This window comes from Fructilactobacillus ixorae (genome assembly GCF_024029915.1).
In the GTDB taxonomy this organism is placed as follows: Bacteria; Bacillota; Bacilli; order Lactobacillales; family Lactobacillaceae; genus Fructilactobacillus; species Fructilactobacillus ixorae.
Window position 1 is genome coordinate 21,938 of sequence record NZ_CP097479.1, and the last position, 26,108, is coordinate 48,045.

43 protein-coding genes and 1 pseudogene are annotated in these 26,108 nt (G+C 34.4%); 38 read left to right on the plus strand and 6 right to left on the minus strand.

The window, feature by feature from the left end:
• Positions 1–333: 333 nt before the first annotated feature.
• Complete coding sequence (locus tag M8332_RS06970) at positions 334–1,884, plus strand: aldehyde dehydrogenase family protein (RefSeq protein WP_252780912.1); 1,551 nt, start codon at positions 334–336, stop codon at positions 1,882–1,884.
• Between the two features lie 275 nt (positions 1,885–2,159).
• Here the strand turns inward: M8332_RS06970 and M8332_RS06975 are convergent, their stop codons facing one another.
• The 4 genes from M8332_RS06975 to M8332_RS06990 form a co-directional block, all read right to left on the minus strand.
• Positions 2,160–3,311, minus strand: a complete 1,152-nt coding sequence (locus M8332_RS06975; protein WP_252780836.1) for a tyrosine-type recombinase/integrase — start codon at positions 3,309–3,311, stop codon at positions 2,160–2,162.
• A gap of 285 nt (positions 3,312–3,596) precedes the next feature.
• Positions 3,597–4,136 (minus strand): DUF5067 domain-containing protein, encoded by a 540-nt coding sequence (locus tag M8332_RS06980; protein ID WP_252780838.1) that lies wholly within the window; start codon positions 4,134–4,136, stop codon positions 3,597–3,599.
• A 497-nt stretch (positions 4,137–4,633) separates the two neighbouring features.
• Positions 4,634–5,209 carry an Ltp family lipoprotein gene (locus M8332_RS06985; protein ID WP_252780840.1) on the minus strand — a complete coding sequence of 192 codons (576 nt, stop codon included), beginning with the start codon at positions 5,207–5,209 and terminating at the stop codon, positions 4,634–4,636.
• Between the two features lie 135 nt (positions 5,210–5,344).
• Positions 5,345–5,989, minus strand: a complete 645-nt coding sequence (locus M8332_RS06990; RefSeq protein WP_252780841.1) for a helix-turn-helix domain-containing protein — start codon at positions 5,987–5,989, stop codon at positions 5,345–5,347.
• 136 nt (positions 5,990–6,125) lie between these two features.
• Between M8332_RS06990 and M8332_RS06995 the strand changes: the two genes are divergently transcribed.
• Positions 6,126–6,380 (plus strand): helix-turn-helix domain-containing protein, encoded by a 255-nt coding sequence (locus M8332_RS06995; protein WP_252780842.1) that lies wholly within the window; start codon positions 6,126–6,128, stop codon positions 6,378–6,380.
• Between the two features lie 309 nt (positions 6,381–6,689).
• On the opposite strand, the gene M8332_RS07000 is transcribed toward M8332_RS06995, so the two are convergent.
• Positions 6,690–6,902 carry a hypothetical protein gene (locus M8332_RS07000; protein ID WP_252780843.1) on the minus strand — a complete coding sequence of 71 codons (213 nt, stop codon included), beginning with the start codon at positions 6,900–6,902 and terminating at the stop codon, positions 6,690–6,692.
• A gap of 52 nt (positions 6,903–6,954) precedes the next feature.
• Here M8332_RS07000 and M8332_RS07005 point away from each other — a divergent pair, with 52 nt between their 5' ends.
• Complete coding sequence (locus M8332_RS07005) at positions 6,955–7,680, plus strand: phage regulatory protein/antirepressor Ant (RefSeq protein ID WP_252780844.1); 726 nt, start codon at positions 6,955–6,957, stop codon at positions 7,678–7,680.
• Between the two features lies 1 nt (position 7,681).
• Positions 7,682–8,008, plus strand: a complete 327-nt coding sequence (locus M8332_RS07010; protein ID WP_252780845.1) for a hypothetical protein — start codon at positions 7,682–7,684, stop codon at positions 8,006–8,008.
• Between the two features lie 26 nt (positions 8,009–8,034).
• Here the strand turns inward: M8332_RS07010 and M8332_RS07205 are convergent, their stop codons facing one another.
• On the minus strand, positions 8,035–8,163 hold the full coding sequence (locus tag M8332_RS07205; protein ID WP_289847042.1) for a hypothetical protein: 129 nt from the start codon (positions 8,161–8,163) through the stop codon (positions 8,035–8,037).
• A 63-nt stretch (positions 8,164–8,226) separates the two neighbouring features.
• On the opposite strand from M8332_RS07205, the gene M8332_RS07015 reads away from it, so the two are divergent.
• The 34 genes and pseudogenes from M8332_RS07015 (at position 8,227) to M8332_RS07240 (ending at position 26,092) form a co-directional block, all read left to right on the plus strand.
• Positions 8,227–8,526, plus strand: a complete 300-nt coding sequence (locus M8332_RS07015) for a hypothetical protein (RefSeq protein WP_252780846.1) — start codon at positions 8,227–8,229, stop codon at positions 8,524–8,526.
• Between the two features lie 147 nt (positions 8,527–8,673).
• A complete protein-coding gene (locus M8332_RS07020) occupies positions 8,674–8,877 on the plus strand; it encodes a hypothetical protein (protein ID WP_252780847.1) in 204 nt (67 codons plus the stop codon).
• A complete protein-coding gene (locus M8332_RS07025) occupies positions 8,870–9,139 on the plus strand; it encodes a hypothetical protein (RefSeq protein WP_252780848.1) in 270 nt (89 codons plus the stop codon). Before M8332_RS07020 ends, M8332_RS07025 begins: the two co-directional genes overlap by 8 nt.
• Entirely contained in the window at positions 9,132–9,407 is a 276-nt protein-coding gene (locus M8332_RS07030) for a hypothetical protein (RefSeq protein ID WP_252780849.1), read from the plus strand. Before M8332_RS07025 ends, M8332_RS07030 begins: the two co-directional genes overlap by 8 nt.
• Before the next feature lie 121 nt (positions 9,408–9,528).
• A complete protein-coding gene (locus M8332_RS07035) occupies positions 9,529–9,705 on the plus strand; it encodes a hypothetical protein (protein WP_252780850.1) in 177 nt (58 codons plus the stop codon).
• Positions 9,706–9,707: 2 nt separating this feature from the next.
• The gene (locus tag M8332_RS07040; RefSeq protein ID WP_252780851.1) at positions 9,708–9,986 is read left to right on the plus strand and encodes a hypothetical protein; all 279 of its coding nucleotides are present in this window, start codon (positions 9,708–9,710) and stop codon (positions 9,984–9,986) included.
• Positions 9,987–9,988: 2 nt separating this feature from the next.
• Entirely contained in the window at positions 9,989–10,837 is an 849-nt protein-coding gene (locus M8332_RS07045) for a DUF1351 domain-containing protein (RefSeq protein ID WP_252780852.1), read from the plus strand.
• Between the two features lie 2 nt (positions 10,838–10,839).
• Complete coding sequence (locus tag M8332_RS07050) at positions 10,840–11,601, plus strand: ERF family protein (protein ID WP_252780854.1); 762 nt, start codon at positions 10,840–10,842, stop codon at positions 11,599–11,601.
• Positions 11,594–12,007 (plus strand): single-stranded DNA-binding protein, encoded by a 414-nt coding sequence (gene ssb / locus M8332_RS07055; RefSeq protein WP_252780856.1) that lies wholly within the window; start codon positions 11,594–11,596, stop codon positions 12,005–12,007. Before M8332_RS07050 ends, ssb begins: the two co-directional genes overlap by 8 nt.
• A gap of 17 nt (positions 12,008–12,024) precedes the next feature.
• Positions 12,025–12,312 carry a helix-turn-helix domain-containing protein gene (locus tag M8332_RS07060; RefSeq protein ID WP_252780858.1) on the plus strand — a complete coding sequence of 96 codons (288 nt, stop codon included), beginning with the start codon at positions 12,025–12,027 and terminating at the stop codon, positions 12,310–12,312.
• A gap of 2 nt (positions 12,313–12,314) precedes the next feature.
• Positions 12,315–13,067 carry a conserved phage C-terminal domain-containing protein gene (locus M8332_RS07065; RefSeq protein ID WP_252780859.1) on the plus strand — a complete coding sequence of 251 codons (753 nt, stop codon included), beginning with the start codon at positions 12,315–12,317 and terminating at the stop codon, positions 13,065–13,067.
• Positions 13,054–13,887 (plus strand): ATP-binding protein, encoded by an 834-nt coding sequence (locus M8332_RS07070; protein WP_252780860.1) that lies wholly within the window; start codon positions 13,054–13,056, stop codon positions 13,885–13,887. Before M8332_RS07065 ends, M8332_RS07070 begins: the two co-directional genes overlap by 14 nt.
• Before the next feature lie 211 nt (positions 13,888–14,098).
• Positions 14,099–14,353 (plus strand): hypothetical protein, encoded by a 255-nt coding sequence (locus tag M8332_RS07075; RefSeq protein WP_252780861.1) that lies wholly within the window; start codon positions 14,099–14,101, stop codon positions 14,351–14,353.
• Positions 14,346–14,816 (plus strand): hypothetical protein, encoded by a 471-nt coding sequence (locus M8332_RS07080; RefSeq protein WP_252780862.1) that lies wholly within the window; start codon positions 14,346–14,348, stop codon positions 14,814–14,816. Before M8332_RS07075 ends, M8332_RS07080 begins: the two co-directional genes overlap by 8 nt.
• Positions 14,809–15,210, plus strand: coding sequence for a hypothetical protein (locus M8332_RS07085; RefSeq protein WP_252780863.1), 402 nt, complete (start codon positions 14,809–14,811; stop codon positions 15,208–15,210). The genes M8332_RS07080 and M8332_RS07085 overlap by 8 nt, the downstream gene beginning before the upstream one ends.
• Positions 15,203–15,631, plus strand: coding sequence for a DUF1064 domain-containing protein (locus M8332_RS07090; protein ID WP_252780864.1), 429 nt, complete (start codon positions 15,203–15,205; stop codon positions 15,629–15,631). Before M8332_RS07085 ends, M8332_RS07090 begins: the two co-directional genes overlap by 8 nt.
• Before the next feature lie 2 nt (positions 15,632–15,633).
• Positions 15,634–15,882 (plus strand): hypothetical protein, encoded by a 249-nt coding sequence (locus M8332_RS07095; RefSeq protein ID WP_252780866.1) that lies wholly within the window; start codon positions 15,634–15,636, stop codon positions 15,880–15,882.
• A gap of 232 nt (positions 15,883–16,114) precedes the next feature.
• Entirely contained in the window at positions 16,115–16,315 is a 201-nt protein-coding gene (locus M8332_RS07100; RefSeq protein ID WP_252780868.1) for a hypothetical protein, read from the plus strand.
• A 2-nt stretch (positions 16,316–16,317) separates the two neighbouring features.
• Positions 16,318–17,031: a putative HNHc nuclease gene (locus M8332_RS07105; RefSeq protein WP_252780869.1), complete on the plus strand. Its 714-nt coding sequence runs from the start codon at positions 16,318–16,320 to the stop codon at positions 17,029–17,031.
• On the plus strand, positions 16,988–17,776 hold the full coding sequence (locus M8332_RS07110; RefSeq protein WP_252780870.1) for an HNH endonuclease: 789 nt from the start codon (positions 16,988–16,990) through the stop codon (positions 17,774–17,776). Before M8332_RS07105 ends, M8332_RS07110 begins: the two co-directional genes overlap by 44 nt.
• A 149-nt stretch (positions 17,777–17,925) precedes the next feature.
• A complete protein-coding gene (locus M8332_RS07115; protein ID WP_252780871.1) occupies positions 17,926–18,144 on the plus strand; it encodes a DUF3310 domain-containing protein in 219 nt (72 codons plus the stop codon).
• Entirely contained in the window at positions 18,137–18,337 is a 201-nt protein-coding gene (locus M8332_RS07120) for a hypothetical protein (protein WP_252780872.1), read from the plus strand. The genes M8332_RS07115 and M8332_RS07120 overlap by 8 nt, the downstream gene beginning before the upstream one ends.
• Positions 18,330–18,698, plus strand: coding sequence for a hypothetical protein (locus M8332_RS07125; RefSeq protein ID WP_252780873.1), 369 nt, complete (start codon positions 18,330–18,332; stop codon positions 18,696–18,698). The genes M8332_RS07120 and M8332_RS07125 overlap by 8 nt, the downstream gene beginning before the upstream one ends.
• Positions 18,691–18,882 (plus strand): hypothetical protein, encoded by a 192-nt coding sequence (locus M8332_RS07130; protein ID WP_252780874.1) that lies wholly within the window; start codon positions 18,691–18,693, stop codon positions 18,880–18,882. Before M8332_RS07125 ends, M8332_RS07130 begins: the two co-directional genes overlap by 8 nt.
• A 152-nt stretch (positions 18,883–19,034) precedes the next feature.
• The gene (locus tag M8332_RS07135) at positions 19,035–19,454 is read left to right on the plus strand and encodes an ArpU family phage packaging/lysis transcriptional regulator (protein ID WP_252780875.1); all 420 of its coding nucleotides are present in this window, start codon (positions 19,035–19,037) and stop codon (positions 19,452–19,454) included.
• Between the two features lie 244 nt (positions 19,455–19,698).
• A complete protein-coding gene (locus M8332_RS07140; RefSeq protein ID WP_252780913.1) occupies positions 19,699–20,532 on the plus strand; it encodes a DNA adenine methylase in 834 nt (277 codons plus the stop codon).
• Positions 20,533–20,585: 53 nt separating this feature from the next.
• Positions 20,586–21,197, plus strand: a complete 612-nt coding sequence (locus M8332_RS07145; protein WP_252780876.1) for a hypothetical protein — start codon at positions 20,586–20,588, stop codon at positions 21,195–21,197.
• 161 nt (positions 21,198–21,358) lie between these two features.
• A complete protein-coding gene (locus M8332_RS07150; RefSeq protein ID WP_252780877.1) occupies positions 21,359–21,907 on the plus strand; it encodes a hypothetical protein in 549 nt (182 codons plus the stop codon).
• A 59-nt stretch (positions 21,908–21,966) separates the two neighbouring features.
• Entirely contained in the window at positions 21,967–22,479 is a 513-nt protein-coding gene (locus M8332_RS07155) for a terminase small subunit (RefSeq protein WP_252780878.1), read from the plus strand.
• Positions 22,460–22,798, plus strand: a pseudogene (locus tag M8332_RS07160) (phage terminase large subunit); the annotation flags it as partial. The gene M8332_RS07155 and the pseudogene M8332_RS07160, both read left to right, overlap by 20 nt.
• Before the next feature lie 42 nt (positions 22,799–22,840).
• The gene (locus tag M8332_RS07165) at positions 22,841–23,692 is read left to right on the plus strand and encodes a terminase small subunit (RefSeq protein ID WP_252780879.1); all 852 of its coding nucleotides are present in this window, start codon (positions 22,841–22,843) and stop codon (positions 23,690–23,692) included.
• Positions 23,676–25,187, plus strand: coding sequence for a PBSX family phage terminase large subunit (locus tag M8332_RS07170; protein ID WP_252780880.1), 1,512 nt, complete (start codon positions 23,676–23,678; stop codon positions 25,185–25,187). Before M8332_RS07165 ends, M8332_RS07170 begins: the two co-directional genes overlap by 17 nt.
• A gap of 97 nt (positions 25,188–25,284) precedes the next feature.
• Positions 25,285–25,929, plus strand: a complete 645-nt coding sequence (locus M8332_RS07175) for an HNH endonuclease signature motif containing protein (protein WP_252780881.1) — start codon at positions 25,285–25,287, stop codon at positions 25,927–25,929.
• Entirely contained in the window at positions 25,835–26,092 is a 258-nt protein-coding gene (locus M8332_RS07240) for a hypothetical protein (protein WP_353937865.1), read from the plus strand. The genes M8332_RS07175 and M8332_RS07240 overlap by 95 nt, the downstream gene beginning before the upstream one ends.
• The last annotated feature ends 16 nt before the right edge of the window (positions 26,093–26,108 follow it).

Here is a 26,108-nt window from a genome sequence, read left to right on the forward strand (position 1 = left end):
ACTCGTTAAGTACGTCGACTCTGCTGGCCTCCGATTGTGGAGGTTACATAGAAGAGGAAAGTACATTGAAATTAATTTCAATGTACTTTTTTTGTTTCATTTTACGTTTCAAAAGAAACGAATTTATAGTAAATGTAGATAAAATTAAAAATAAATCGTACATAAATCAAACATAAATCAAACATATTTAGCTTACTCTACCAACGGATTTGACGATTATCAAACGAAAATCAAATGCAAATTAAATGTTGAAATGAGTCTTGTATTGAATTAGGGTAATAGTTGTAGTGGTTTTTAAAATTTGATGGTTTAAACAATGTATAGGAGGATCAATTGGAATTTAAAAATGATGTTGAATTAGATCTAACCAATGAAGAGGTTAAACATAATTTATCACAGGCTTTTAAAAGAGTCTCTTTAGAAATGGGCCAAAAAATTCCCTTTGTAATAAACGGAAAGAAAATTTACAAAGATGAAACTAAAGATAGTGTTAATCCAGCTGATAAAAAAGAAGTTGTTGGTAAGCTATCTTTGGCAACTCAATCTGATATTGACCAAGCAATTAAAAGCTGTCAGCAGGCATTTGCAGACTGGAAATTTGTTTCAGTTTCAAAACGTAATGAAATTGCTGAAAACTTAGTTAAATTAATTCAACAAAATCGTTATGAATTAATTGCCTGGATTGTTACAGAAAGCGGTAAAAATATTTCAGAAGCTGATGGAGAAATATCAGAATTAGTAGATTTTATTCATTCCTATATGATCGGAGCGGATGAATTGAAATCAGGTTTGGATTATCTGATTCCTTCATCAGTTGAGGATCGTGAAGCTCGTTACTTACCATTAGGTGTTGGAGTTGCAATTGCGCCTTGGAATTTTCCTGCCTCCATCCTTGGTGGTATGGTAATGGGCCCAGTATTAGCTGGTAATGCGATGCTTATGAAACCTTCTAATGATACTGGGGTTGTTGGATATAAACTTTTTGAATTAATGGAATCCGCTGGGTTTCCTGACGGATTGATCAACTTTGTAACTGGTGAGAATGAAGAAATCGGAGACTATGTGGTATCGCATCCACAAATTCGATTTATTAATTTCACCGGTTCTATGTCAGTTGGTCTTCATATTAATCAACTAGCAGCTGTTACTCAACTAGGACAGAAGTGGATCAAACGGGTCGTAACAGAAATGGGTGGTAAAAATGCCATTATTGTTGATAGTGATGCTGATTTGGATAAAGCGGCCACGGGGATTGTTCAATCTGCTTTTTTGATGCAAGGACAAAAATGTTCCGCAGGCTCAAGATTAATTGTTTTAAATTCTGTTTATGATAAATTAATCGACAAGATTAAGGCTAAGATGAAAAAGTTAAGTAATAAACCTGCTTATGAAAATGGTGACATTGGACCTGTAATCGCGCAACGAGCTTTCGATAAAATTAAGAGTTATATTGATTATGGAAAAAATGATTCGCAAAATAATACTTTGCTGGAAGGCGGAAATTATGACGAATCTACAGGATGGTTCATTGAACCAACACTTTTCGAAGTAACTGAGAAGTCAAAGATTTTTCATGAAGAAATTTTTGGCCCAGTTTTAGGGGCACTTAAAGTCGATACTTATGAAAAGGCTTTATCGTTAGCAAATGATACTATCTACGGATTGACTGGAGCGGTTTATTCTAATAATGAATCCCATATTCAAGAGGCTATCGATAAATTTTACGTAGGTAATTTATACTTTAATCGTAAAACTACAGGTGCAGTTGTTTATCAACATCCTTTTGGTGGTTTTAATATGTCAGGGACAGATTGTAAGACAGGAACTACTAATTATGTACAGCAATTCTTAGAATTACAATCTGTAACTCGCTCTTACGATTAAAAATTATATTAAAACATATGTGGCATGGGGGCTCGTTAGCAATAATTTTATTTGCTTACGAGCTTTTTATTTTCCACAAAAGTTACCACAGTTTGAAGTAATTAAGTGGAATTTATTGGAACATCTTATTAATAAAATGCTTTTACGTCAGTATATAAACATCTATCGAAAACCGTTAACTGGATGACAATCGTGACAATCGTTTACATATGACAACTAAAAAAGCGCTATTTCAAGCTATTTACAACGATATTTATAAATAGTTACCACAAAAACTACCACAATTCGTTAAATTTTTGTGCTAAATTGTCATTTTTATCTGGTGCTGCTTCAGAATAAATTGACAGTGTAATTGATGGATTAGAATGTCCTAACGTTTTAGATATCTCCGTTAGAGGAACTCCAGAATTAAGTAAATAGCTGGCAAATTGATGTCTAAATGTGTGAGGCGTAAAGTGGCCGACTAAATAATCTAGTTTTGCATGTTTTAGAATTTTACTTAAAGTAGTTGAAATTACATAGGTCTGAATTGGGTTCAACAAATTGCTTTGTAAAATATAAGTTTGATCGTTAAACTTTTTTCCATGCTTCAAAAATTTTTGTGATGTTTCTAGGCGATAACTTTTTAGTAAGCTAGCTAATTTAACAGAAATTGATATCTCTCGCTTGCTTGATGGTGTTTTAGGTGTTCTTGGTCCTAGACTGTCTCTCGTTCGTCTAACGTTAATTTTGAGCGTTTTAAAATCAACGTCTTCCCACTTTAATCCGCATAGTTCACCCTGGCGCATTCCAGTTTCTTCAAGAGCAGTCATACATACCTGGTCACGTATTTTCTCTTTAGACAGCTGTTGGTTAAATTGTCGTAACTCATCTTTAGTCATAATTCGCTTTTCTCTTTTACCAGTTTCTGGAATCTTAATACCAGAAAGGCGATTACGATCGATAATACCATCATCAACCGCTGAATTTACTAATGTCATCATACGATTGTGGAAGCTCTTAATTGAATTCTTTTTATATCCTTCGCTAACTAACTCATTAATTACTTCTTTTACGTATATGGTTTTATTTAATTTAGATAACTTACGATCACCAATTAAGCTAACTAATTTTTGAAAGTCTTTTTTATAAATTCTAAGGGATGATATTTTTATTGAATTGGTTCTAGTCTCTAGAAACATTTCTGCATATTGTTTTAACGTGATATTTCTATTTTCAACTAGTTCTGATTGATAATTAAATACTTTTGACTCTTCGTTTAATCTCGCGCGGTAAGCATCCATCTCACTATTAAATCCACGTTTTTGCGACTCTTTTCGTTTATGAAAACTATCATAGTAGGGGAGACGATAACCCCATTTGATTCCTTTGTTAGTCTTATATTGAAATACACCATCATGACGTTTTGAGTATTTTAGTTTGTACATTTTTATGCCTCAATAATTGAAGAACGCAAGTTATACAAAATAACATTTTTAGTGATATTTTTATTCAAAATGCTGTAATTTAATTACAAAAACGTTATAATTACGTTATAGATAACTTGTGAGGGGTTAATACTGGGTTCCCGAATGGGAGTAGGCTTTTAGCTGAGAATTCCTTTGTTCCTAGGGTTATCTTTATTTAGTTTATGTTTAAGACTCTGAATTATATTTTCAGGGTCTTTTTTTATCTGGTTAAAAATAAAAAGCCTGCCAAAAACAGGCCGTTTATTATTTTAGTTTATAAGTTTGGTCTCCAAGAGCTTTTCCATCTATTCCTTTACTTGCTTTTAATTGCACTGGGGTAGTGGTATCGCTTAGCTCGTAAGAAATAGCGTTTTCAACAGTTCCGTTTTTCTTTATAGCTTGTGTTTGTGAATCTAAGTATTTTTCATCCGGAAGCATACCAACATTTAATTTATTTTCTTGATTTTTATTATTGTCCTGATATGCCTCAAAGACTGATTCCCAAGCACTGATTGGGTCTATTTTTTTATCTGTATAATTAGTTGTTTTATACCAGAAAGCAATTATTGGTTTATCACCATATTGGTTACCTTCTTCCCCAGGGTTTATAACTTTAGTTTTAGTTATTTCAATTTTTTCATCATGAAGCTTAGCCACGTTGTTTTTAAAGTAGTAGTTATTTTTTTTAGGCACACTTACTATTTGCGATTTTGAACTGCTCTTTGAATCTTTGTTAGAAGAAGAACAACCAACAAGCGCAATTGAACTTGCTAAAATAACAGTACTAAGAATGATTTTTTTCATATTAATTCTCCTTTACGTTTTCTCTATAAACTCCATCAAAAACTTTTTGATTTTTACTGTTTCTATTTTTCATGAAGGTATATATAAGAAAAGTGAACGATCCAATAAGTGCGGCAATTATAAACATAACCATCGCGAAAGACCATTTGATGGTTAAAATGATTAATTCACCTAAAAATTTCATACAAACCTCCTATTATTTTTAGTTATATAGCATTATACATGTTTTTATTTACTTTCTAGCATATGTTACTGCATGGATGATGTTTTTATTTCCTATCGAATTTTGGATCTCCATACGTGTAAGACCATTTTGTAATACCTAATATTGAAATAATACCTAGTATTATAGATCCAGTTAGAAGCGGTGTATTTCCTGAATATTTTTGTTTGCTCATGAAATTTGATTTCCCTTATACTATTTATTTTAGGTAAAAACACCTAAAGCCCCAGGCCGGAGTCGAACCGGCTTTTAGCTACCGAGTAGGGTGATTTAATTAATTACCTGATGTGTCAGTATCGTTAGTATCAGCCTGATTATCTGAATTACTTGTATCAACATTACCTAAGTGAAGTTTATTGATAGCATATTTAGCTTCATCAGGAGTGTATTTTTCGCCTGAATCTGAAGTTAATTGACTATAAACATCACTAGCTGATAAGTGCATATCTTTTGAGTAAGTTTTAGCTGACTTAACAGCAGCCTTCTTGTAATCGTCTTCGCTAAATTTGTTTACTGCGTAAGTAGCTGCTTCTGGTTTAAACTTTTCACCAGTATCAGCTGTAAGTTGATCATAAAGTCCTTTTTTACTCATTCCTTGAGTACTCATGTAAGTTTTAGCTGTTTCGTATGCATTGTTATATTCGGTAGAAACTTTTTTTCCAGAATTATTATTTCCAGAATCATTATTTGATTTAGCCGTTTTAGAAGTTTTATCCTTACTCGAGCTAGAATCATTTCCACCATTAGATGAATTAGATGCTGAAATAATTACAATAACTGCAATTACAACCAATACCCAGAACCACCATCTTTTGTAGAATTTCTTCTTTGTTTTGTTATCTTTTGGCATAATAATGCCCTCCTTAAATATTTTCAGCTTTTAACGACGATCAGTGTTTGGTCGTTATTTTTTTGCTCAATATATTAAAAATTCATTAAGACGATTGTTTAAAATAATAGTCGTATAAAATACGACTAAATAAAATTAATTAAATTTTTGCGTGGCGCTGATGACAATACCCAAAATTCTACCAGGTCTATCTTCGCTAAGAACAATAGGGGAGTATGATTCATTATCGGGCTTTAGAATTACTTTCCCATTAGTCTTTTTAAGACGTTTAATAGTAGCCGAGTTATCGTCCTCAAGCAATGCTGCCACAATTTGCCCATCCTCAGCATCAGGTTGCATTCTAATGGTTACGATGCTGTTACGGGGGATAGTCGGCAACATGCTATCTCCAACAGTTTGTAGAGCGAAATATTTATATCCATTTTTTAAATCTGATGTCGGAACATCTAAAGAACCAACGATATTTTCAACAGCTAGAATAGGGTCACCACACGCAATCTCTCCGAGAATAGGTATTGTTGTCATTTTACTTTCATCAATTGGTTGCATATTGTCCGGAACAACATCTAAACCAGCAAGATGAAATATTTCATTTTCTGAAATTCTTAAACCTTTTGCAATTTTTCTTAGTGTATTAGGTTTAGGAATATTACGTTTTCCATTTTCTACTTGAGAAATAAACGAGTGATTCATTCCTGCTTGTAAAGCCACTTGCCTTATAGTGAAATTTTTTTCTTTTCTAATATTTCTCAGTTCATTTCCAAACGCTTTATTATCCATTAAATAACAGCCTTTCTAGCAATTAAGTATATCAAAACGTTACTAAATGTATTACAAAATTGACGAAAAAATAAACAAAACGGTTGCAAAAATAAACCAAAGTGTTAGTATGAATATATCGAAGGAGGTGAAATCAATGTTAAGTCTAAAAGCGAAAAATCCTAAAGAGTTACAAAAAATGTTATCTATGAATGGATTTTCGATTAGATCATTTTCAAAAAAAATCAACTCTAGTCCTGCATATACATCGAGGGTTATAAAAGGAGTACAAAGTCCATATCCACCTTTTGCAAAAAAGATGGCTGATGGTTTGGGCGTTAAGATTGATGATATTTTTTTTGCAGATGATGGTTGCAAAAGTAAACCAAAAACTAAAGAAGCACTGAAGTAATAAACATCGTTTTTTGAAAACTGAACAGCGAAGCGATATGAATCATACTCGCAACTTTGCGATGAAATGAGCAGAGGCAAGTGGTTATCAATTCGCAGAATTTGAACACACGAGTAAAGAAAGGAAAAAACTTATGTATTTAGATTTTCATATCCAAGCATCTTCTAAAAAAGAGCTGGAATATCGTTTGAAAGTTGTTAGAAATCTAATTCAATCGGGCGATCACATCACAGTCCATGCGGATTTTTACTCAAAAAAATAAAAAGGCCTAGCAACGGATGCAGCCGTTACTAAACCTATTTAACTTTATTAACTAATAGTAATTGAAAAAACATCTTCCGGACGAACTAAGAAAGTTACAGAACCTATGAATTTAATTTCTGAATTAGCTTTATTGAGTGAAAAATCATCAATTTTTTCAAATTTTAGTAATTTATTTTGAAACGTATAAGTTTCAATTGATTTTAAGTTTTCTACAATAACTGGCCTATGTTCATCCTTAAAGTTGATAAGAGCTTTCATAAAATTCACCTCCTTCCTAAGGGAGATTATACAGAAGAAAGAAGGTAATCGAATGAATAATTTAGTAATCATGAAAGATCGTCAAGCAGTCACAACAAGTCTTCAAGTAGCAGAAACTTTCGGAAAAGCACATAGAAGCGTGATGTTGAAGATTCGAGAATTGACTGCACAAAATCGTGCAGTCGAAAAAATGTTTGTTCAATCAACATATTTAAACAAACAAGGACATCAGCAACCTATGTATTACATGAACCGTGATGGCTTCACGCTATTAGTAGTTGGTTTCACGGGCCAAAAGGCAATGGAATTCAAACTCAAGTACATCGAAGCATTCAACCAAATGGAACAGCATATCAAGCAATACGGTGGCTTCGATGTTCCAAATAATATGGCTGACGCTTTGCAACTCGCAGCTAACCAAGCTAAAGAATTGGAACAGATGAGACCTAAAGCATTGTTTGCGGATGCAGTCGAAACTAGCAAGACAGATATCTTAGTTGGTCAGCTTGCCAAAATCCTAAAGCAAAACGGCATAGACATTGGAGCTAATCGTCTGTTCCAGTGGATGAGAGATAACGGTTATCTAATTAAGCAGGTTGGTATGAATTACAATACGCCAACGCAGCGAGCAATGAATATGGGTCTATTCAAAATTAAAGAAACTAGTGTATCTCATGCAGACGGACATACGACAATAAACAAAACGACCAAAGTAACTGGAAAGGGCCAAGTTTACTTCGTTAACAAGTTTCTATCTAGAAACTTTGTAGCTGAATGATTTGAGGTGGCTAAAAACGAAATTACCTAAGTATATAAAAATTAATGGAATTTTATATTCAATTAATTTTTTAAATGATTTAACTGATGAAGATGGTAATCGTATTTGGGGCAAAACAATTTACGAAAAATCGTTAATTCTTGTTGATAGTTCGCTAGATAGACAGCACACCAAGCAAACTCTAATTCATGAAGTTGTTCATGCAATTTTATGGGAAAGCAGCTGTACAGATATTTGTAATGATGAGCAAGTAGTTAACCCATTAGCTAATTCTTTATATCAAGTTATTACTGATAATTTTAAAGAAAAAAATCCAAATACTAATTAAATAGCATAAGGATTTTTAACTGTTAACTATTTTGGAGCCTTACGTGGCGGAGTCCTTTTATAACCATGTTGTTTTTTTGACGGTTTAACAGGAACTGTTTTTGGACCTGGTTTATGAGGATTTGCTGGAAAATGCCTATGTTCTGGTTCAGCCAATATAATCACCTCCTTTCTTGGGGTAATTATAACAAACCAAATTCATTAAAGGAGGTGGAGATTATGAACGACACGAGCATTGTTGAGCTTCATAAAGAAGCCGCTAGACAAGTTGCTTTCAAAGTTATCGAACCAATAGCTAACGAAATTCGCCGTAAATACGTGGTGATCGATACCAAGACGGCACGCGAGTTAACTTGCCAATCGGTTCAAGGATGGCAGGAGATTGCTAAAACTCCAGAAATGAGGTCAATCGAACATCACAAATTAGGTAAGAACGGAATTGTTGGTCGGAGCATTTACTACTATGCGGATGATTTCTACCCAACAGTAAGAAAGGCACTTAAACGTATTTTCGATTAATGAAAGGAGATGAAGATATGGCAACAGTTACAGCAGAAGGAGCTTTTTTATTCGTAGCAGGTTTAATTCTTGGTTTCGTTTCACGGCCAGGGGTTATCCACTTTTTGAAACATCCAAGTGATTTTTTTGAATAGAAAGGACGAGAAAATGATTAATAAAAAGTACTGGGATTATTTTGATTTCAGGAAGTTTGCTTCCGACAACTATAAGGAAATTGCCAAGGCTATTCTAGAACGTCCTGATTTAGCTTTAGACGTTTTAGAAGAAGTGCCAAATTGTGAGTTAGCTGAACGAGTGCAAGACAATCTGGATATTGTTACAGAGATTATGGAGGAACAAAACGATGAGTAGAAAGATACTAACCGCGATTCAAACAAAAATGCCGATTGTTTATCCAAACGATCCGCACAATCAAGAAGATTTTTTCTTTGCTAAAACTTGGTATTTAGAAGCCGGAAAGAAAATGGCTAAAGGTGGGACAGTAGGACCACTTATTACTGGCATTGAATACAATCCTCGTTCTAACTTTTATGCTGTTATTTTGGCAAACAAAAGTGTCATAAACGTGGATGGCAGAAATGTAATTGCATATACGGAGGAAAAATATGATTAAAGCAATCCAGACGATTAAGCCTGTTATCTATCCATTTAAAGACTCAGATGAATTTGGTGAGACAAGATCTAATGTTTCCACTGATTATTTAGAAGTAGGTAAGCAAATACTTTCAGCCATAGAGTCGGGCCCAATTATTAATGCAATATACGGATTTAAACGGGGCTTTTACATCAATTTAGACAATGAAAAAAGTATATTTGTACCTTTTTCAAATATAGCTTCTGAGATGGAGGATACCGCATGCCAAAATTATTTAAACGCATAAAAAAAGACCGCTCGCGTCGCACCGCGAACAGTCTAAAAGAAAAATTACTTACATCAAGTATTTTCTATACCAATTCTAACAGTTGCGGTCAACTCATTCAACGAAAGGAAGCGCTGTGATTATGGTTGATACAAATGAAATTAACAGACTTCGTCACAAAGCTTTTGAATTAACTGAATTGATCAATAACACTTCAATCTCTAATTTAAGAACGCTAAGCAAAAACATTAGAGAACTAGATGAAATAAAACGGAAACTTCACGAAGCAACTAAGCATATCGCACTGAAAGGATTTTAGAAATGTTTAACAAAAAAAGAAACTTATTAGAGCTCAACATTCCATCAAACTCTGAAACTAAATCAAGACTTAAAGCTGAACTACGTGTTCATTCCCTTAAAGAAATGGATGTAGTTGTTGGTTCAGTAGCGATTTTACTTGATCACATTTGTTGTAGAGACCCAAAAATAAGAGAAGGAGTAATTGAACACCTTGTCAATGAATTAAAAATTACCCCCAAAGAAATTGAACATGCACGCAATGGTATTGCTGATTATAAAAAAGAAAACAAGGAGGATTAACCATGGAAAACAAAGTAGTTGTAGTTGACGAAAATACCAACATTTCTTACCAACCAAACACAATCACGATTAACGGTTTAGACGATTTAAAAGCAAAAGTTAAAGCAGCTGCTGAACGTTATAACAATCTTGTTGTAACTGATGAAAGTTATAAGTCAGACAAAAAGAAAAAGCAAGAACTCAATAAACTAAAAAACTCATTGGATAACTACCGTCTACAAGTAAAGAGAGAATACAGCAAACCACTTGCTGTATTTGATGAAACTATGAAGCCGTTAATTGAAACTTTGAAAGATACAGTTTCTGGAATTGACAATCAATTAAAGCACTATGACTTACAAGCTAAGGAAAACAAGCGTCGTGAAATTGAGCAGTTTATCCAAGAAGTTGCTCCTAATTATGGTGTTGATCCAGCAACGGTTCGTATTGACGATAAATTAACCAACAAAACTGTTTCTAAGAAGCGTTGGCAAGAAACTATCGTTTCCCAATTAGAACTAGCACAAGCAGAAAACCAACGGCGCGAGCAGGATGAACAGCAACTAAACATGTTTGCGGAAAGTATTAATGTTGATCCGCTTCCTTACCTGAACTTATTAATACGTGGGACATCGTTAATTGAAGTTGAACAGTTTATGAAGCAAGACATTGAAAAAAAGAAGGCACAGGTTGCTTCTGAAAAGGTTAATAAGAAAGTAGTTAAAAACAAGATTGTTGATACTACAACCGGTGAAGTTGAGAATGTCCTAACTTTCTCGTTAATGGTTAAAGGAACTAAGAAAAAGCTAAATGCACTAAAAAACTTCATGGAAATTAACGGAATTGACTACGAACTTGAAAGGATGGACTAATCATGACTGACACCAAGGTATCTACTATCCAAAATAAATTAATTCAGTTCAATAAAATTTATAAACAGCCAACCAAGAACGCTGTTAATCCATTTACTAAGAGCAAATATGCTGACTTGAACGAAATTATCGAAAGTTTAAAGGTCCCGCTTGATTCAGTTGGACTGTTCTATCGTCAAGTACCAGTTACTGAATACGACGAAAATGGGCATCTCATGGTTGGTATTCAAACCATCATCTTTGATGGGGAAGATAGTGAAGACATGGGAGTTTTTAAACTCCCTCCCAAATCCACTAATCCCCAGGACGTTGGAAGTCTACTAACTTATTTACGTCGTTATACCTTGTCGGCAATTTTTGGAATCGCTGCCGATGCAGATGATGATGGCAATTTGGCAAGTGGTCGTAACCAGCAAAGCAACGGCAATCAAAGACAACGTCAACAGCAAAGACGTAGACCAGCGCAAAACAGCCAAAGTAATGCCAATAAACAAGATAATCCTAATGCACCAGCTACTGACGTTATGAAGAATGCCATTAAAAAGGTAATTGCCGAATATGCCAAGCTAACTAATACAGAGGAAAGCACCATGCTAGACATGTTACTTACAACTAACTCTGTCAATCCACAGAAGATGACGATTGCACAGGCAAGGTTAATTTATAGCCAAGCTGAAACTTACTTGAAGAAAGAAAAGAAACGGTTAAAAGATAGTGAAACTCAAGACAATCCATTCGATGGAAAGGAGAATGCAGTTGATTAATACAGTGGTTTTAACTGGTCGTCTTACACGAGATATTGATTTACGTTATACACAAAGTGGAGCAGCGGTTGGCTCATTTAATCTCGCAGTAAATCGTAACTTCAAGAACAACAACGGCGATATCGAAGCTGATTTCGTTAATTGTGTTATTTGGCGTAAATCAGCCGAAAATCTAGCTAACTTCGTGCATAAAGGTTCATTGATCGGAGTAGAAGGACGACTGCAAACGCGGAACTATGAAAACAAGCAAGGTCAAAAGGTTTATGTAACAGAGGTTGTTGTTAATCAATTTACTTTACTTGAACCCCGACAACAGCAATCTCAACAACCATATCAAAATAATAATGATCCATTTGCTGGTTCTGGAGAACAAGTAAATGTATCTGATGATGACTTACCATTCTAAGGAAGGGAAGAATTTAAATGCCAAATCCAAAAAAGTTTTTGCCTTTAATATCTGCAATTCCAACAGATGTATTGGAAAATAGCCAATTATCAGCGTCTGCTAGATTAGTTTTCGCTTTCTTCTTTACTTATTTCAATACACATAAACAATTAAAAATATCTTATGAAAAATTAGCAGAAAATACTGGGCTTAGCGTTAATACGGTTAAAAGATCGGTAAAGTCTTTATTAAACGTAAAGCTGATTTCAACAATTAAAAATGATGATCCTTTTGACCATACAAATATTTATGAAATGGATAATTGATTATGGGAAATTTATTATATCCAACATCACCTTTAGTTGTAAATCCAGATCTAGCTAAATTGATCGGATTAAATGAGGCTATTGTTTTACAGCAACTTCATTACTGGCTAAAAAAGTCTAATAACACATTCAACGGGCGGAAATGGGCTTTTAATACCTATGATGATTGGCAAAAGCAGTTCAAATGGTGGAGTTCAAGAACTGTTCGCAGAACTTTTACTAGCTTAATTAAGCAAGGTTTGGTAATAACTGGGAACTTTAATAAAAAGGGTTATGACAAAACGAAATGGTATTCGATTGATTACGAAAAACTAGAACAATTAGTGGATAGTCCATGTGGACAAAATGGCCATATCAAACGGACAGATTGTCCACATCCATCCGGACAAAATGACCAGACCAATACCAGAGACTACACAGAGATTACAACAGAGACTAACAAAACCACTATGTCGAGTTCTGACGAACACGACCGTACGGCTCAAAAGGTGATTGATTATTTAAATCAAAAAACTAGTCGGCATTACAGAAATACAAACGCTAACTTACGATTAATCAAAGCGAGAATTAAAGATGGTTTTGTGTTATCAGATTTCATTGTTGTTATTGATAACAAAGTAAGCCAGTGGGGCAATGATCCTAAAATGCAGAAGTATTTAAGACCAGCAACTTTATTTAATGCTTCTAAATTTGAAGGGTATTTAAACGAACGAACTGTTGAACGAAGAGGGAGTGATGTAGATGGGCTCTTTTAAAGCAATTGAATTTCCATTGCTTAATAAAGTTCATAAACTTCCAGATAAATGTAGTCGATGTGGTAATCAGTTGATTCAAGTTGGAGATAAAGAACCATTTTGCCAGTACTGCCAGCTCAAAAGTATCAAGGAAAAGGATTCTAAAATCATCAATGATTATCAGAAATCGAAGCGTAAACGTTTTACCACTGAAGTTCTAAAAAGGGATTCAATCATTGAAGACCAAGCCTTGCTAAACGCTAGTTTTGATAATTACGATGCCTCGGTTAGCCAAGAAGCAACTGAAAATTTAGACAAAGCAAAACGGTTGGCCATCCAGTATAGCAAGCTAGATAGTCCATTCAATACGGTTCTTAGCGGTGTTGCCGGTCGTGGTAAATCTCATCTATCTTTATCAATGCTTAAATACATCAACAAACATGCTAAGGAACCAGTTTCCTGTTTATACGTTGATATTGCTGAAATGTTGCAAAGAATCAAGGCATCATTCAACTATCGAGAAGCCAATAAGTACTCGGAAGACAATATGACTAGATTATGTGGTAATGCTGATTTTTTAGTAATTGATGATTTAGGTAGCGAAGCTACTTTTAAACAAAAGGATGAAGAAGCGACTAACTTTTCACAGCGATTACTTTTTAACATCATGCAACGACGACAAGACAAAAGTACGATTATTACCACTAACTTAAGTAGTTCACAGATGGGAAGCATTTATAACCCTAAAATCGTTTCCCGCTTATTTAAAAATCTAAATGGGCATGTAATTAAGTTTACTGAAAAGACACCCGATCAAAGACGAAAGGATAATCTATTTTGAAATTCTATAAAGAATGCCCTGTGTGTCACGGCAAAGGGCTAGAAGCAATTCCATTTAAGTATGGGCCTGGATACTCAGCAATCGTAACCTGTCGGCTATGTACAGAACGTAATAGAGTGCAAAAAGAGTTTGCTGAGTTAGATACTACGTTTAAGGAACATGGGATGAATTTTGGTAAGGATTTGCAACGAAAGTTTGATGAGGTGAAGCAATGAAGTATGTAGAATCGCGAGAAGACGCAAATACAGCACAAAAAATGATGAATAACTTAGCTTTAAAGTATGGTGAAGCAAACATTTTAGTTTTGCATCCCGGACTAATTAAAACAACAACCGACACTGATCATAATAATGAATCAATTTGGGTAGAGAAAATTGAAAGATTTATGAGTGGAGATAAAGAGTGGGTTGGTGTTACTAAAGGAACCGCTTTATACATCAAGAGGGAGCTAGATAGCAATGATTGAAAATAATAAGAAAATTCAAGAACAGCAAGATGAAATTAGATCTCTTCGGTTATCGCTTAAAAAAGCACATGAAAACGATAGAATCGCTAAGCGAGAAAACAACAAGCAACGCATATTGCTATCTAAAGCACTTTCAAGAATTGATGCAGCTGATGACTTATTGAATACTGCTAATCTATATTGGAATGAAACCACAGGGGAATACACCAGTGATAAGCAGATTAGTTTTGTTGAATTGCCCATCATTCCAACCTGGGTTGAACCCCAGTTGAAAATGCATAAAAAAGCTGGCGAACCGCACGTTAGTTGCTTTATCAAAAACTTATACGCGAATGCCAAAGATAGTTCTCAAAAACGATACATTGACAAGCATATAAAGGCAATTCAGCTAGCCTATACACTGGATCAGTACGTAGTAGATGATTGCTCAGATTTTCAGTTTGTAGGTGTAGATAATGAATAAAAAAGAAGTAGATGTACCAATAGTAAGCGATGAATTAGGTAAGGCTTTTCAGTGGGTTCATAGAGAGGGTTCTTTCTCAACAAAAGATATCTTAGATCCAGATCTTTATGTTTATGAGAAAACTCCCGAAATTGAGAATAGTGGATCTGATTATTTAGCTTATCTTTTAGCAAGAATGTATACAGTTGGATTTGAATTTGACGGTAAAAAGTATGCAATTCAGTTTCCGTATACAGATAAAGGCGGAACCCCTTGGTATTTAACTCGTACTTGGACTGGACAATATAAATGTACTACAAATTTGGAAGAAGCCTTAATAACTATGAAAGAAATTAATCATGATCCGGGATTATTCATATTCAAAAAGTTTGCAGTGGAAATTAACGATGATTAGACAATCTAGAAAACCAATTATTAACTTTAAAACACGAGATAATACGTTGAGAGCAACTTGGAATAAGTATCATGCTAAGAAATCAATTTATAAAGATATGGTGTTCGATAGCAAAGCAGAAATGGAGTACTTTATCAGACATATTGATGGTAAGCATGAACATTGGAAAAGGCAGGAACCATTTGAATTAGTTCCACGATTCAAGTTAGGTAAAAGAACAAAACGACGACGTATCTATAAACCTGATTTTTGCTTGTATGACAGCAATAGAAATCTAGTTAAGGTAATTGATGTAAAGGGACGAAAAATAACCGCAGACGCTAGTTTTCGTATGAATTTACTTGAATACAAGCTAGGGATGCCAGTAACAGTTGCTAGATTTAATTACAAAACCAATATGTTCGAAGAAGAGGAATTTTGAAAATGGTAATTAGAAATAATCTTGAACAAACAGAAGTAGAAAATTATCCAACTATGCTGAAAAAGGTGATTAGCTATAAAACTAGTTTTGCAAGCCCTAAAGAAGCATCAGATTATCTAGCTGATGCAATTCATAATTTTATTGGTGATGGATATGAGGTTATCAAAGCGTCAATTAATCCAATTGTTACTAGTCCAGCATTTGTACCAAGAAAATTCATTGTAAAACTCAAGGTAGGCAAAAATCTATGAACAAAAGTAATTTTGTAATGGTACTAGGGATCATATTGTTACTTTTTGTTCTGTCAGTCCTAGAATTTTATGACGATGGTTCAATTATGTGTTTTCTACTAGTAATTTTATTAATATCGTTCAGTTTTTTAGTTGGATACTCATATATTTGGTTTCCAATTTTACTAATTGCATCAATTACTTATGTATTTTATCGATTAATTAGGTACAGGAAACGTTAAGGAGAAGTTAAATGATTGCAGGAATTTTAATGATTTTGTTAGGAATTGCACTGTTTGAATCTTTTCGTAACGGTTGTAGCGGTTGCCTATCATTGATTGTATTTTTGGTCTTAGTAAGCCTATTGATTAGTTATGCATGGGTTTGGATTCCACTAGTGATTATTGTTTTATTTTTCTATTTCTTGTTTAGAACTAATAACAAGGATGATTAATTATGTATGCAAAATTAGCTCAAATTAACGGCTCTCGCGTTGTTTTAGACTTAGATGGGGAAATAGACGTTAATCAGTTAAAACGCTTCTCAGATGGAAAACAGCCAACTGTGGAATTGATTGTAGCTGATGGTCGTCGTATCACGCCAGATCAACGCAAGAAAATATTTGCCATGTTTGGAGATATGTCTGACTATCTTGGCTATTTCCCACGAGAAGTTGAGGAAATCATGAAGTATCAGTTCATCCAAACGATGGATAGGCCAGAGTGGTTTAGCATGGCCGACTGTTCAGAGTCGTTAGCTAACGAGTTCCTAACATTCATCATTGATTTCTGTATTAAAAACGATATTCCATTTAAGACCAAAGTGATTGATATTATCCAAAATGATTATGGGTTGGTGCATGACTGTGTTTTGAAACGTATTTGTGTAGTTTGCGGTAAACCGCACGCAGATATTCATCATGTCGATACAGTTGGACGTGGCTTTGATCGTCGCAAAATTAATCATATTGGTAGACGTGTTTTACCACTTTGTAGAACGTGCCACCAACGATTTCATGAGATGGGTTCCATTAGTTTTTTCCAGCAGAACCAGATTTTGCCAATTAAACTTACAGCGGATGATATTAAGAAACTTGGGTTAGAAAGTAACGAAAGAGTTGACGAATATGCCAAACATGGAGATTTTAAAAAATTTCAAAGAAATTCCTGATTATGATGGGAAATATTGGATTAACGAAAACGGTGAGGTACTATCTTTTCAATGTGATGCTAGCGGAAGATTTAATGGAGAATCTCATTTCTTAAAACCATTGCAAAGAAAGTACGGGTCTTTAGTTGTTTCCTTATGTATGAATGGGAAAGTTAGACAATATAAAGCTAATAGATTAGTTGCTGATCTATTCGATAGAAATAAAAAATTTGATAATCTTCCGAATGAAAAATGGAAGCAGACTGAATTTCCTAATGTAGAAGTTTCTAATAAAGGTCGACTTAGAACTAAAGGTCAATTCTACGATGCTCAAAGTATGGCTAAGATTAAATATAAAATTATCAACGTTTCTACTAATGGTAGGTATTTGATGATTCATCAAGGTAACAATAGAGAATTTGTTCATCGTTTAGTTGCCAAAGCTTTTTGTCCTAATCCTAATAATTACAACGTAGTCAACCATAAAGATGAAAATATTTTTAACAATAATGCTGATAATTTAGAATGGTGTACCCAAAAATATAACGCCAATTATGGAACGGTTAGACAAAAGATAGCTTGGAAACGATGCAAACCAGTTATTGGAATTAATGGAACTAAAGTATCTATTCTTAAAAATGCAGACAATGGTATTAGAAATAATATGCATGGGTGGAGTAAAAGTTCACGTGGTTTGAAATGGTCTTATCTTAAATTTAATTTTGATTCATTAAAAGAAGTCAAATTAGATCAAGTAAGTAGGTGATTTCATGAAAGACGTCAGGTATTGCCCGCGTTGCCATAGCAATGTTAAGTCATTGCATTTTTGCACAGTTTGTAATTATCAATTTGATGGGATTAATAAATCTTATCACAACAATCATTTACGAGAAATTAATAAAAGGAGAGCAAAACATGCAACCCCAAAATCGCTATAAACATGGAAAGTATGATCTAATCCATCATCTTTCTGATATTTTCCCACGAAATTGGTTCATTGGTTTTATGGCCGGTAACGTAATTAAGTATGTAGTTCGTTTTGAGGATAAGGGGACCCCAGTTCAAGACCTAGAAAAAGCCAAGGATTACCTGGAACGTTTAATTGATTGGAGGAAGGCGGAGAACAATGACTAAAGAATCGGTTGAATGTAAGTATTGTCATGAGCCTTTTTCAAAAGCTCGTGACACAGAAGATATAAAAAATTTTTTTAGACTTGGGTTTAATCCTAATCCAATTATTTTTTTCTGGTGCCCAAGTACAGCAGGAGTGATGGAGATAGAAATTAATTATTGTCCCATGTGTGGGAAGGAGTTAAACAATGGCTAGTAATGTAATTGAAAAAGATTTATTTCTTGAATTCCTTGATCAAGCTAAGTATAGAAAGTGGCTAGATCGGTTTGAAAAACAAGTAAATAGTACTAAAGATGATACTGTGACATTTGTTCATAAGGGGACAGTTGTTATTTACAATAAACAAACTTCTCCTAATGTGGTTAGTTCTGGAATCGTTAAGCAATTAATCAAAATTTTAAAAAATCCGTCAAACCTGATTTCAATGGAAATGTGCGTAAATAAATTTCCAAATGATGCAGACGTGAAATTAAGAGATAAAAATGGAGAATTATTCGTGGAAGCATCAAACCTAAGCGCTGATCAAATTAAGAGATTGGAGAAAATGGATGAATAAAAAGCAAGTGGCCTGCTCTTATTGTCAGGCTAATATGCCTTTATTTGTTGATACTGATACAAGAATGTTTGTTTTTGTCAACAGAATTCAGTACGAAGAGAAAGGACAAGCTTCTATGACTGGATTTAATTATTGTCCCATTTGTGGGAGGAAGCGAAGTGAATGGAATTTAGGGACTTCATAGGCATTGGCCTAGTTGCATTCGTGATCACACTTGTGATTATTGATGTAGTTCTATGTTTAGCGCAATAAAAAAAGCTCTTTACATCATCGTAAAGAGCTCTCTCGTTATTAATTCAATCCATTTGTATTATAACACGAGCGGGAGGGTGTTAAATGAAGTTATTCGATGATGTGGATGAGAAACGAACACTTTATAGAACCAAGAAATTCCTAACAGTTACATTCCCTAAAATAAGAATGCAGTCCGGATTATCATCAATTGATTTACAAAGTCCGACAATTTCAGACATGCCATCATCAGCCCCTTATGGTAACTCTAACGAACGTAAGTGGTTACGCATGTTAGAACGTCAAGATGAAGTTAAAGACGTTATACGAGCCATTAACTCAACGTCTAGCATATCTAAGTTCATTCTTCGTTCTTGCTATCTTGATGGTCTAAGCAACTGGCAAGTTAGCCAGCGATTGAATTTTGGCAATACTCGGTTTGCTGAGTTGAAAAACAAAGCATTGTTAGAATTTGCCACGGCTATCGAAGTTTATGGTGTTAATTTAATTGAATTTAGAGTGTGATTCAAATGTATTATTTGATATAATTAAGACATAAAGTACAAAGGGAGTAAAAATGACTGAATTAAAAACGTTAGTTAGATTTAATGGATTGACTATGAAAGAGTTATCCAATTTAACAAAAATAAAATATACAACTCTCTTATCTATTGGAAAGCGACCATTTGAAAAGTGGGACGAATCTTATATAGATATTATTTCTAATTCTTTGAACATGTCTAAAGCAGACTTAAAAGATGCTCTTTCTATGAGAGTTAAAGCGCCTTTTATAAAATGGGTTGGAGGTAAAAGACAATTATTACCAAAACTTGTTAATTTTTTACCTAAAAATGGATATAAAAATTATTTTGAACCTTTTTTAGGTGGTGGAGCATTATTTTTGAGATTGTCCCCTAACAATGCTGTTATTAGTGATTTAAATGAGGAACTTATTAATACCTGGCAAGTTATTAGAGATAACTTAAGCGAATTGAAAAAAATTTTGAAAGTCTATGAGAATAATGACAGCAAAGAATTCTATTTAGATATTAGAAGCGTGGACCGCGATGGCAGAATTGTCAAAATGAATAATGTTGAAAGAGCTGCAAGGTTTATATATATAAATAAGGCTGGATATAATGGTTTATGGCGTGTTAATTCTAACGGGCAAAACAATGTACCATATGGCGCTCATAAGAAATTGAATCTGATTTCAAATTCATTGGATTCTATTTCGGAATATCTAATTTCTAATAATATTGAATTGATATCTGCTGATTATAAAAAAATAGTAAAAAATGCGGGGGAAAATGATTTTGTATACTTTGACCCACCTTACGTCCCAGTTAATATTACATCAGCATTTACTCAATACACCAAGGATGGTTTTGGGCTTGTTCAACAAGAAGAATTAAGAGATACGATTATTAATTTAAATAATAAGGGCGTTAAGATAATGCTATCTAATTCCGACGTTCCGTTAGTTCATGACTTATATAAAGATTCAAAGTTTAAATTTCATGAAGTTAAGGCAACTAGAGTTTTAAACTCTAATAGCTCTAAAAGAGGAAAAGTTGGGGAAGTAATTATTACCAACTATTAATAATAATACCCTCTAATAAATCTAGTATAATATTGGATTGAGGGGGTGTTTATTTGAAAAAGAATGGTATTGGAGGAGCAAATACAAATAAGTCAGGTCTAAAGTTTGAAAATGATACAGATTTAGCAGCAGCCATTAATTGTGATTTATCATATAAATATGAGCTGAAGAAACATATTTATCCTGAAACTGAAAAACCTAAAATGAAGTCGAACTCTCCAGTTTTTGATGTATATAGAAAAGACAACCATAAGTTAATAGGGATTATTACTAAGCAATATCAGTTTTACAATATTTTATGGGAGCATTATGGATTAGAAAATGTTAACCATAAGCGTTGGAAGCCAGACGAAGTGTTTTTTAATTTTGAAAATAATACAGTTTTTATAGTCGAAAAGAAATGGCAGAATGGTCCTGGCTCGGTTGATGAAAAAATTTTTGGCTTTGTTAATAAGAGAAGATTATATCAAAACAACTTTAATTCTGAGCAAGGTGGAGAACCTAAAACAACCGTTGAATTTTCAGCATTATTTAATTCTGGTTGGTGGCTAAATGGTAATAATCAAAAAAATGGTAAGCACTATCAAGACTATTTTGATAATCTGAGAATTGATGGAGTTAAGATTTTCTTTGATAAGTATGATTATTGGTGGTTTGGGTTATGAAAAAGCGGACACTTAGCGGAGTAAAAGCGGTCACATAGCGAAATTGTATAGTGTAATAATGTTATTGTTGAAAAAATTAGAAAAGACATCTCTTGTGAGGTGTCTTTTTTGTATATTATTTTATGCGTATAATTACTTCAAAAATATTGGGAGGTAATTATATGAGTTGGGAAATAACTTTAGGCGATGTAGTACAGTCTTTAGCGTCTATTTTGGGAGCTGTTTTGGGGATTTTAGGTATTTGGTGGCAGATTAATAAACAATCTAGAGAAGATATTAAAAATCAAATCAATTTTAAAAAGTTTGATGATTATTTTTCGTTAGCTTCTAAAGTTAATAAAGTTATGCTTAAAGTTCCTAATAGGTTAGAAACAATTGTTGAAGATAATAATAAATTTATTTATGATCCATTTTATAAATTGGTAAAAAATTTAGAATATGAAGTTAAAAATAGATTTGAATTTTTAAACACTTCGTATGGAATAGAAAATTCTTGCGAAATTGATAGTCTTTTAGAATCATTAGACGATAAATTGAATGAATTTTCAAAATTATCTGACGAAACCAAGATAAAAAGTATTTTTAAAAATGGAAATAATTTTACTGTTGAATATGATTCGGATTATATTGATGAATTATGGAATTCAAGGGAATCGTTAATTAAATCCATTAAGCATTTATCCAATTTTATATTAAATAATGGTAAATAGTTGCGCCAGAAAAAGTTCTATTAATATTATTTAATTATATTTTACTTTCCTAAAAGGAGGTGGTTATTATTGATTTAACGATTAAACAGCGTAAATTTGCTGATGAGTATATTATTAGCGGGAATGCGGCCGATGCTTATCGTAAGGCTGGATATAAGGCCGCGGGTGATTCCATTCGTGTAAATGCTAGTAAACTGCTAACAAAACCTAACGTGAAAGATTATATAACTAAGCGAATGGAAAAATTGCAGAGCGAAAAGGTGGCTTCGCAACAGGAAGTTATGGAATATTTAACTCGAGTTATGCGCCGGGAAGAAAATGAGAATCAGGTTGTCACTCTAAAGACCCGGGAAGAGAAGTGGAACCCTGTTAAGCACGATGGCAAGAAGCAACTTAAGAAAGTTACGATTGAAAAGGAAGAGCCTTCGGTGGTCCCAATGCCTACTCGTGTTAGCGATGCGAACAAGGCGGCCGAGTTGCTTGGTAAGCGTTACTCGCTGTTTAAAGACGCGGTTGATATTACCAGCTCCAACATTAACATTGTGATCGGTGATGATTCTGATGGCGATTAACTTGGAGTTTCCTCATCCGGAGCGGGTGTTTAATCAGCAGTTCTTGGATTCGCTTAATGATTATAGTAACTTCACCGAGGTTTACTATGGCGGGGCATCATCTGGAAAGTCACACGGCGTGGTACAAAAGGTTATTCTAAAAGCGTGTCATACCTGGAGCTGTCCTCGTAAAATTCTTTGGCTTCGTAAGGTCGGGGCCACGGTTAAAGAATCAATCTTTGCCGATGTGCAGAGTGGTTTGGGTGACCTGGGTTTACTGCCTTACTGCAAAGTGAATAGATCTAACTATGAGATACAGCTACCTAACGGGGCTGTTTTTTATACATAAATTTAACTAAACAGGAGGTGTAGGTGAATGTAGATGAGTAAGAGAGATGATGCAAGATTAGAATACCTTGCTGGTAGATCGTATAAACAGATTGCAGAGAAGTTTGGTGTCAGCACTGCAACAGTCAGGTCATGGAAATCTCGTTACAAATGGGATGATGATTTTGATGACCCAAAAACTGTAAAAACTAAAAAGCGTTTTAAACAAGATAAAGTAAGTAGTGCAACGAGGTGCAACAAAAGAAGCATAACGCAACAGAATAACGCAACAAAAGTGCAACACGTTGCAACGCAACAATTAATCGAAAACGACGAGCTGAATGATAAGCAGAAACTTTTCTGCATTTATTATTTACAAAGCTTCAATACGACAACTGCTTATTTAAAGGCTTATGAGTGTAAAAAATCAACGGCGATGGTTAACGGCTCATCACTACTCAGAAAAACTAAGATTAAGGCTCAAATTAAGGAGTTAAAGTCACAAGTAGCGGAAGAAGCGATGATTGAACTCATTGATTTAGTCAAAGACGATGCAAAGCAAGCCTTTGCTGACATTGGTGACTACATGAAGTTTGGTCATTACGAGGAACTCGTTACTAATGAAAAGGATATGCCTTACTTAGATACAAATGATAATCCGGTTATAGCCCACCAATCCTGGGCACAGTTTAAAGACCAGGAGGACGTCGATACATCTGTTATTGAAGAAGTAAGCAAAGGTAAGGACGGAGCTAAGATTAAGCTTAAGTCAGCAGACAAAGCTAAGGAACGTTTGTATAAATACTTACTTAGTCAAAAGGATAAAGATGGTGGTCAAATGGATATGGTTGCCAAATTGCTTGGGACAATTGTGAAAGGGGCTAACGACGATGGCAGTTCAAGTTAAACTAAATAAGTTATTTACTCCCAAGCAAATGCAGGTAATTGAGCAAGAGGTTAGTAATCATGATTGGACGCTGATGATTAATGAAGGTGCTATCCGTTCAGGAAAGACTTTCGTTAATAACTTTGTATTCATGTTTGAGATTAGACGTGCCGCTGCGATTGCAAAAAAGAAATATATTGAGATTCCGCAGTATATTCTAGCCGGTCACAGTTCCACAACAATTGACCATAACGTGCTAACTTCCATTGCTAACACTTTCGGCGTTAAGTTTAAATTTGACCAGCACAATGGATTCAAAATTAAGTTCCCTAACTTGCCGGCCGTTAAGGTAGTGCAAGCCTACACGGGAAATAAAAGAGGTGTTGACGCTATTCGTGGTATGGATAGTTTTGGTGCCTACATAAACGAAGCAACGCTTGCAGATGAATCAGTGTTTACCGAAATCCGGAACCGTTGTTCGGAAGAGGGCGCCCGAGTTATCTGTGATACCAACCCGGGTGGCCCAAACCATTGGCTGAAACGTAATTACATTGACAAGGCCGCACAAAGTGATGAGATTGTCGTCAACCACTTTACGTTAATGGACAACGCTCAAAACCTAAGCGAAAAGTACATTAAAACTATCAAAGAAACCACACCATCTGGCATGTTTTATGACCGGGCTATTTTAGGACTCTGGGTCGCTGGTGATGGTGTGGTTTATTCGGACTTTGATAAAGATAAGAACATGATTCCAGCATCCGTCATTCCAAGTAACCTAACTTATTTTGCTGGCGTCGACTGGGGATATAACCACTTTGGTTCGATTGTGGTACTTTGCTACGATAGCACAACAGACACCACGTATTTCATCGAAGAACACACCAGACGGCTTCAAGAGATTGATTACTGGGTAGATGTAGCTAAGGATGTTCAACGTCGCTACAATGATCACATGACGTTCTATTGCGACTCGGCTCGTGATGAACATGTCCAGCGATTCATCCGTGAGGGAATTAATGCAGTGTACGCTGATAAGTCACGGATTGATGGTATTGAATCAGTGGCTAAAGCGTTTAAAACTCGCAAGCTACTAGTTAGCAAAGATGAGAACGTGCTGTCTGCTAAAGAATCCGCAGGCGATGAGTTGCAGGATAACTTCCTAGATGAAATCTATCAGTATGTTTGGAAAGACGGACAGGATGAAACCATCAAAGACCATGACCATTGTTTAACAGGAGATACGATGGTTGAAACAACTAACGGCGATTTTAGAATTGATGAGTTGGTAGGTAAGAATGGATATGTACATTCATTTGATACTAATAATTGGAAAACAAGTATTGATAAATTTAGCAACGTCAGAAAGACAAGAAGTAATGTTCCTGTATATGAATTGGAATTAGAAAATGGTAAGAAGATTAAAGCTACTTATGACCATTTGATTTTGACTGAAAATGGATACAAAGCGTTAGGAGAACTAACTCCAAAGGATGCTGTCATATCAACGTTTTAAGTCTATTTAATGGTATAATTAGTATGTAGTTATAACAAAAAAGCCTAGCGGAGCTGGCACTCCCTAGACCGTGGCAATCAATGAAAGGATTGATTACATGAATAAGTATACACTAATTAGATTGAACAAGAATCGTGTTGAATATAACGGGATTTGTTTTAATCGAGATCTAAAAACAGGATATTATTTAAGTTCAAGATTAATTGACGGTAAACGTCCTAGACTTCATAGATATGTTTATGAATTAGAAACTGGTAACAATATTCCAAATGGATTCCATGTTCATCATAAAGACCACAATAAAGATAATAATGATATTAGTAATTTAATTCTTCTTTCGGAGCATGACCATGAACATCTTCACGCACATGATAGAATGCAAAATCATTATGAGTTAATTGACAATTGGCATAATGCTGGAATTGCAGTAGCACCAAAGTGGCATAGAAGTAAAGAAGGAAGTCAGTGGCATAGAAAACATTGGGAGAAAATGCAAAAAGATCTTTACAAAACATTTACTTTTAAATGCAAGATGTGTGGAAAGTCCTTCACTGGTCATTACGGAAGCGCTTATTGTTCTAACAAATGTAAATCTGCTTATAGAAGAAAGTATGGATTAGATGACGTAGAAAGAGAGTGTTTATATTGTGGAAAAAAATTCAGAGTTAATAAGTACTCAAAAGTCAAATGTTGTTGTAGAAGCCACTCGGCATTATTGTGGCGTCAAAGTAAAAAAAGTTAAATATTTAGGAACAGAAGATACTTATAATATGGAAGTTGAAAACCACCATAACTTTGCGGTTAATGGTGGTTTTATTGTTCATAATTGTTTAGATGCATTGAGGTATGCAGTCTTTGGTCGTCAACAAGAAGAGTTAAGCAAACCACAATTTTTCAAGTTGTGAGAGAGGAGGACAAAAT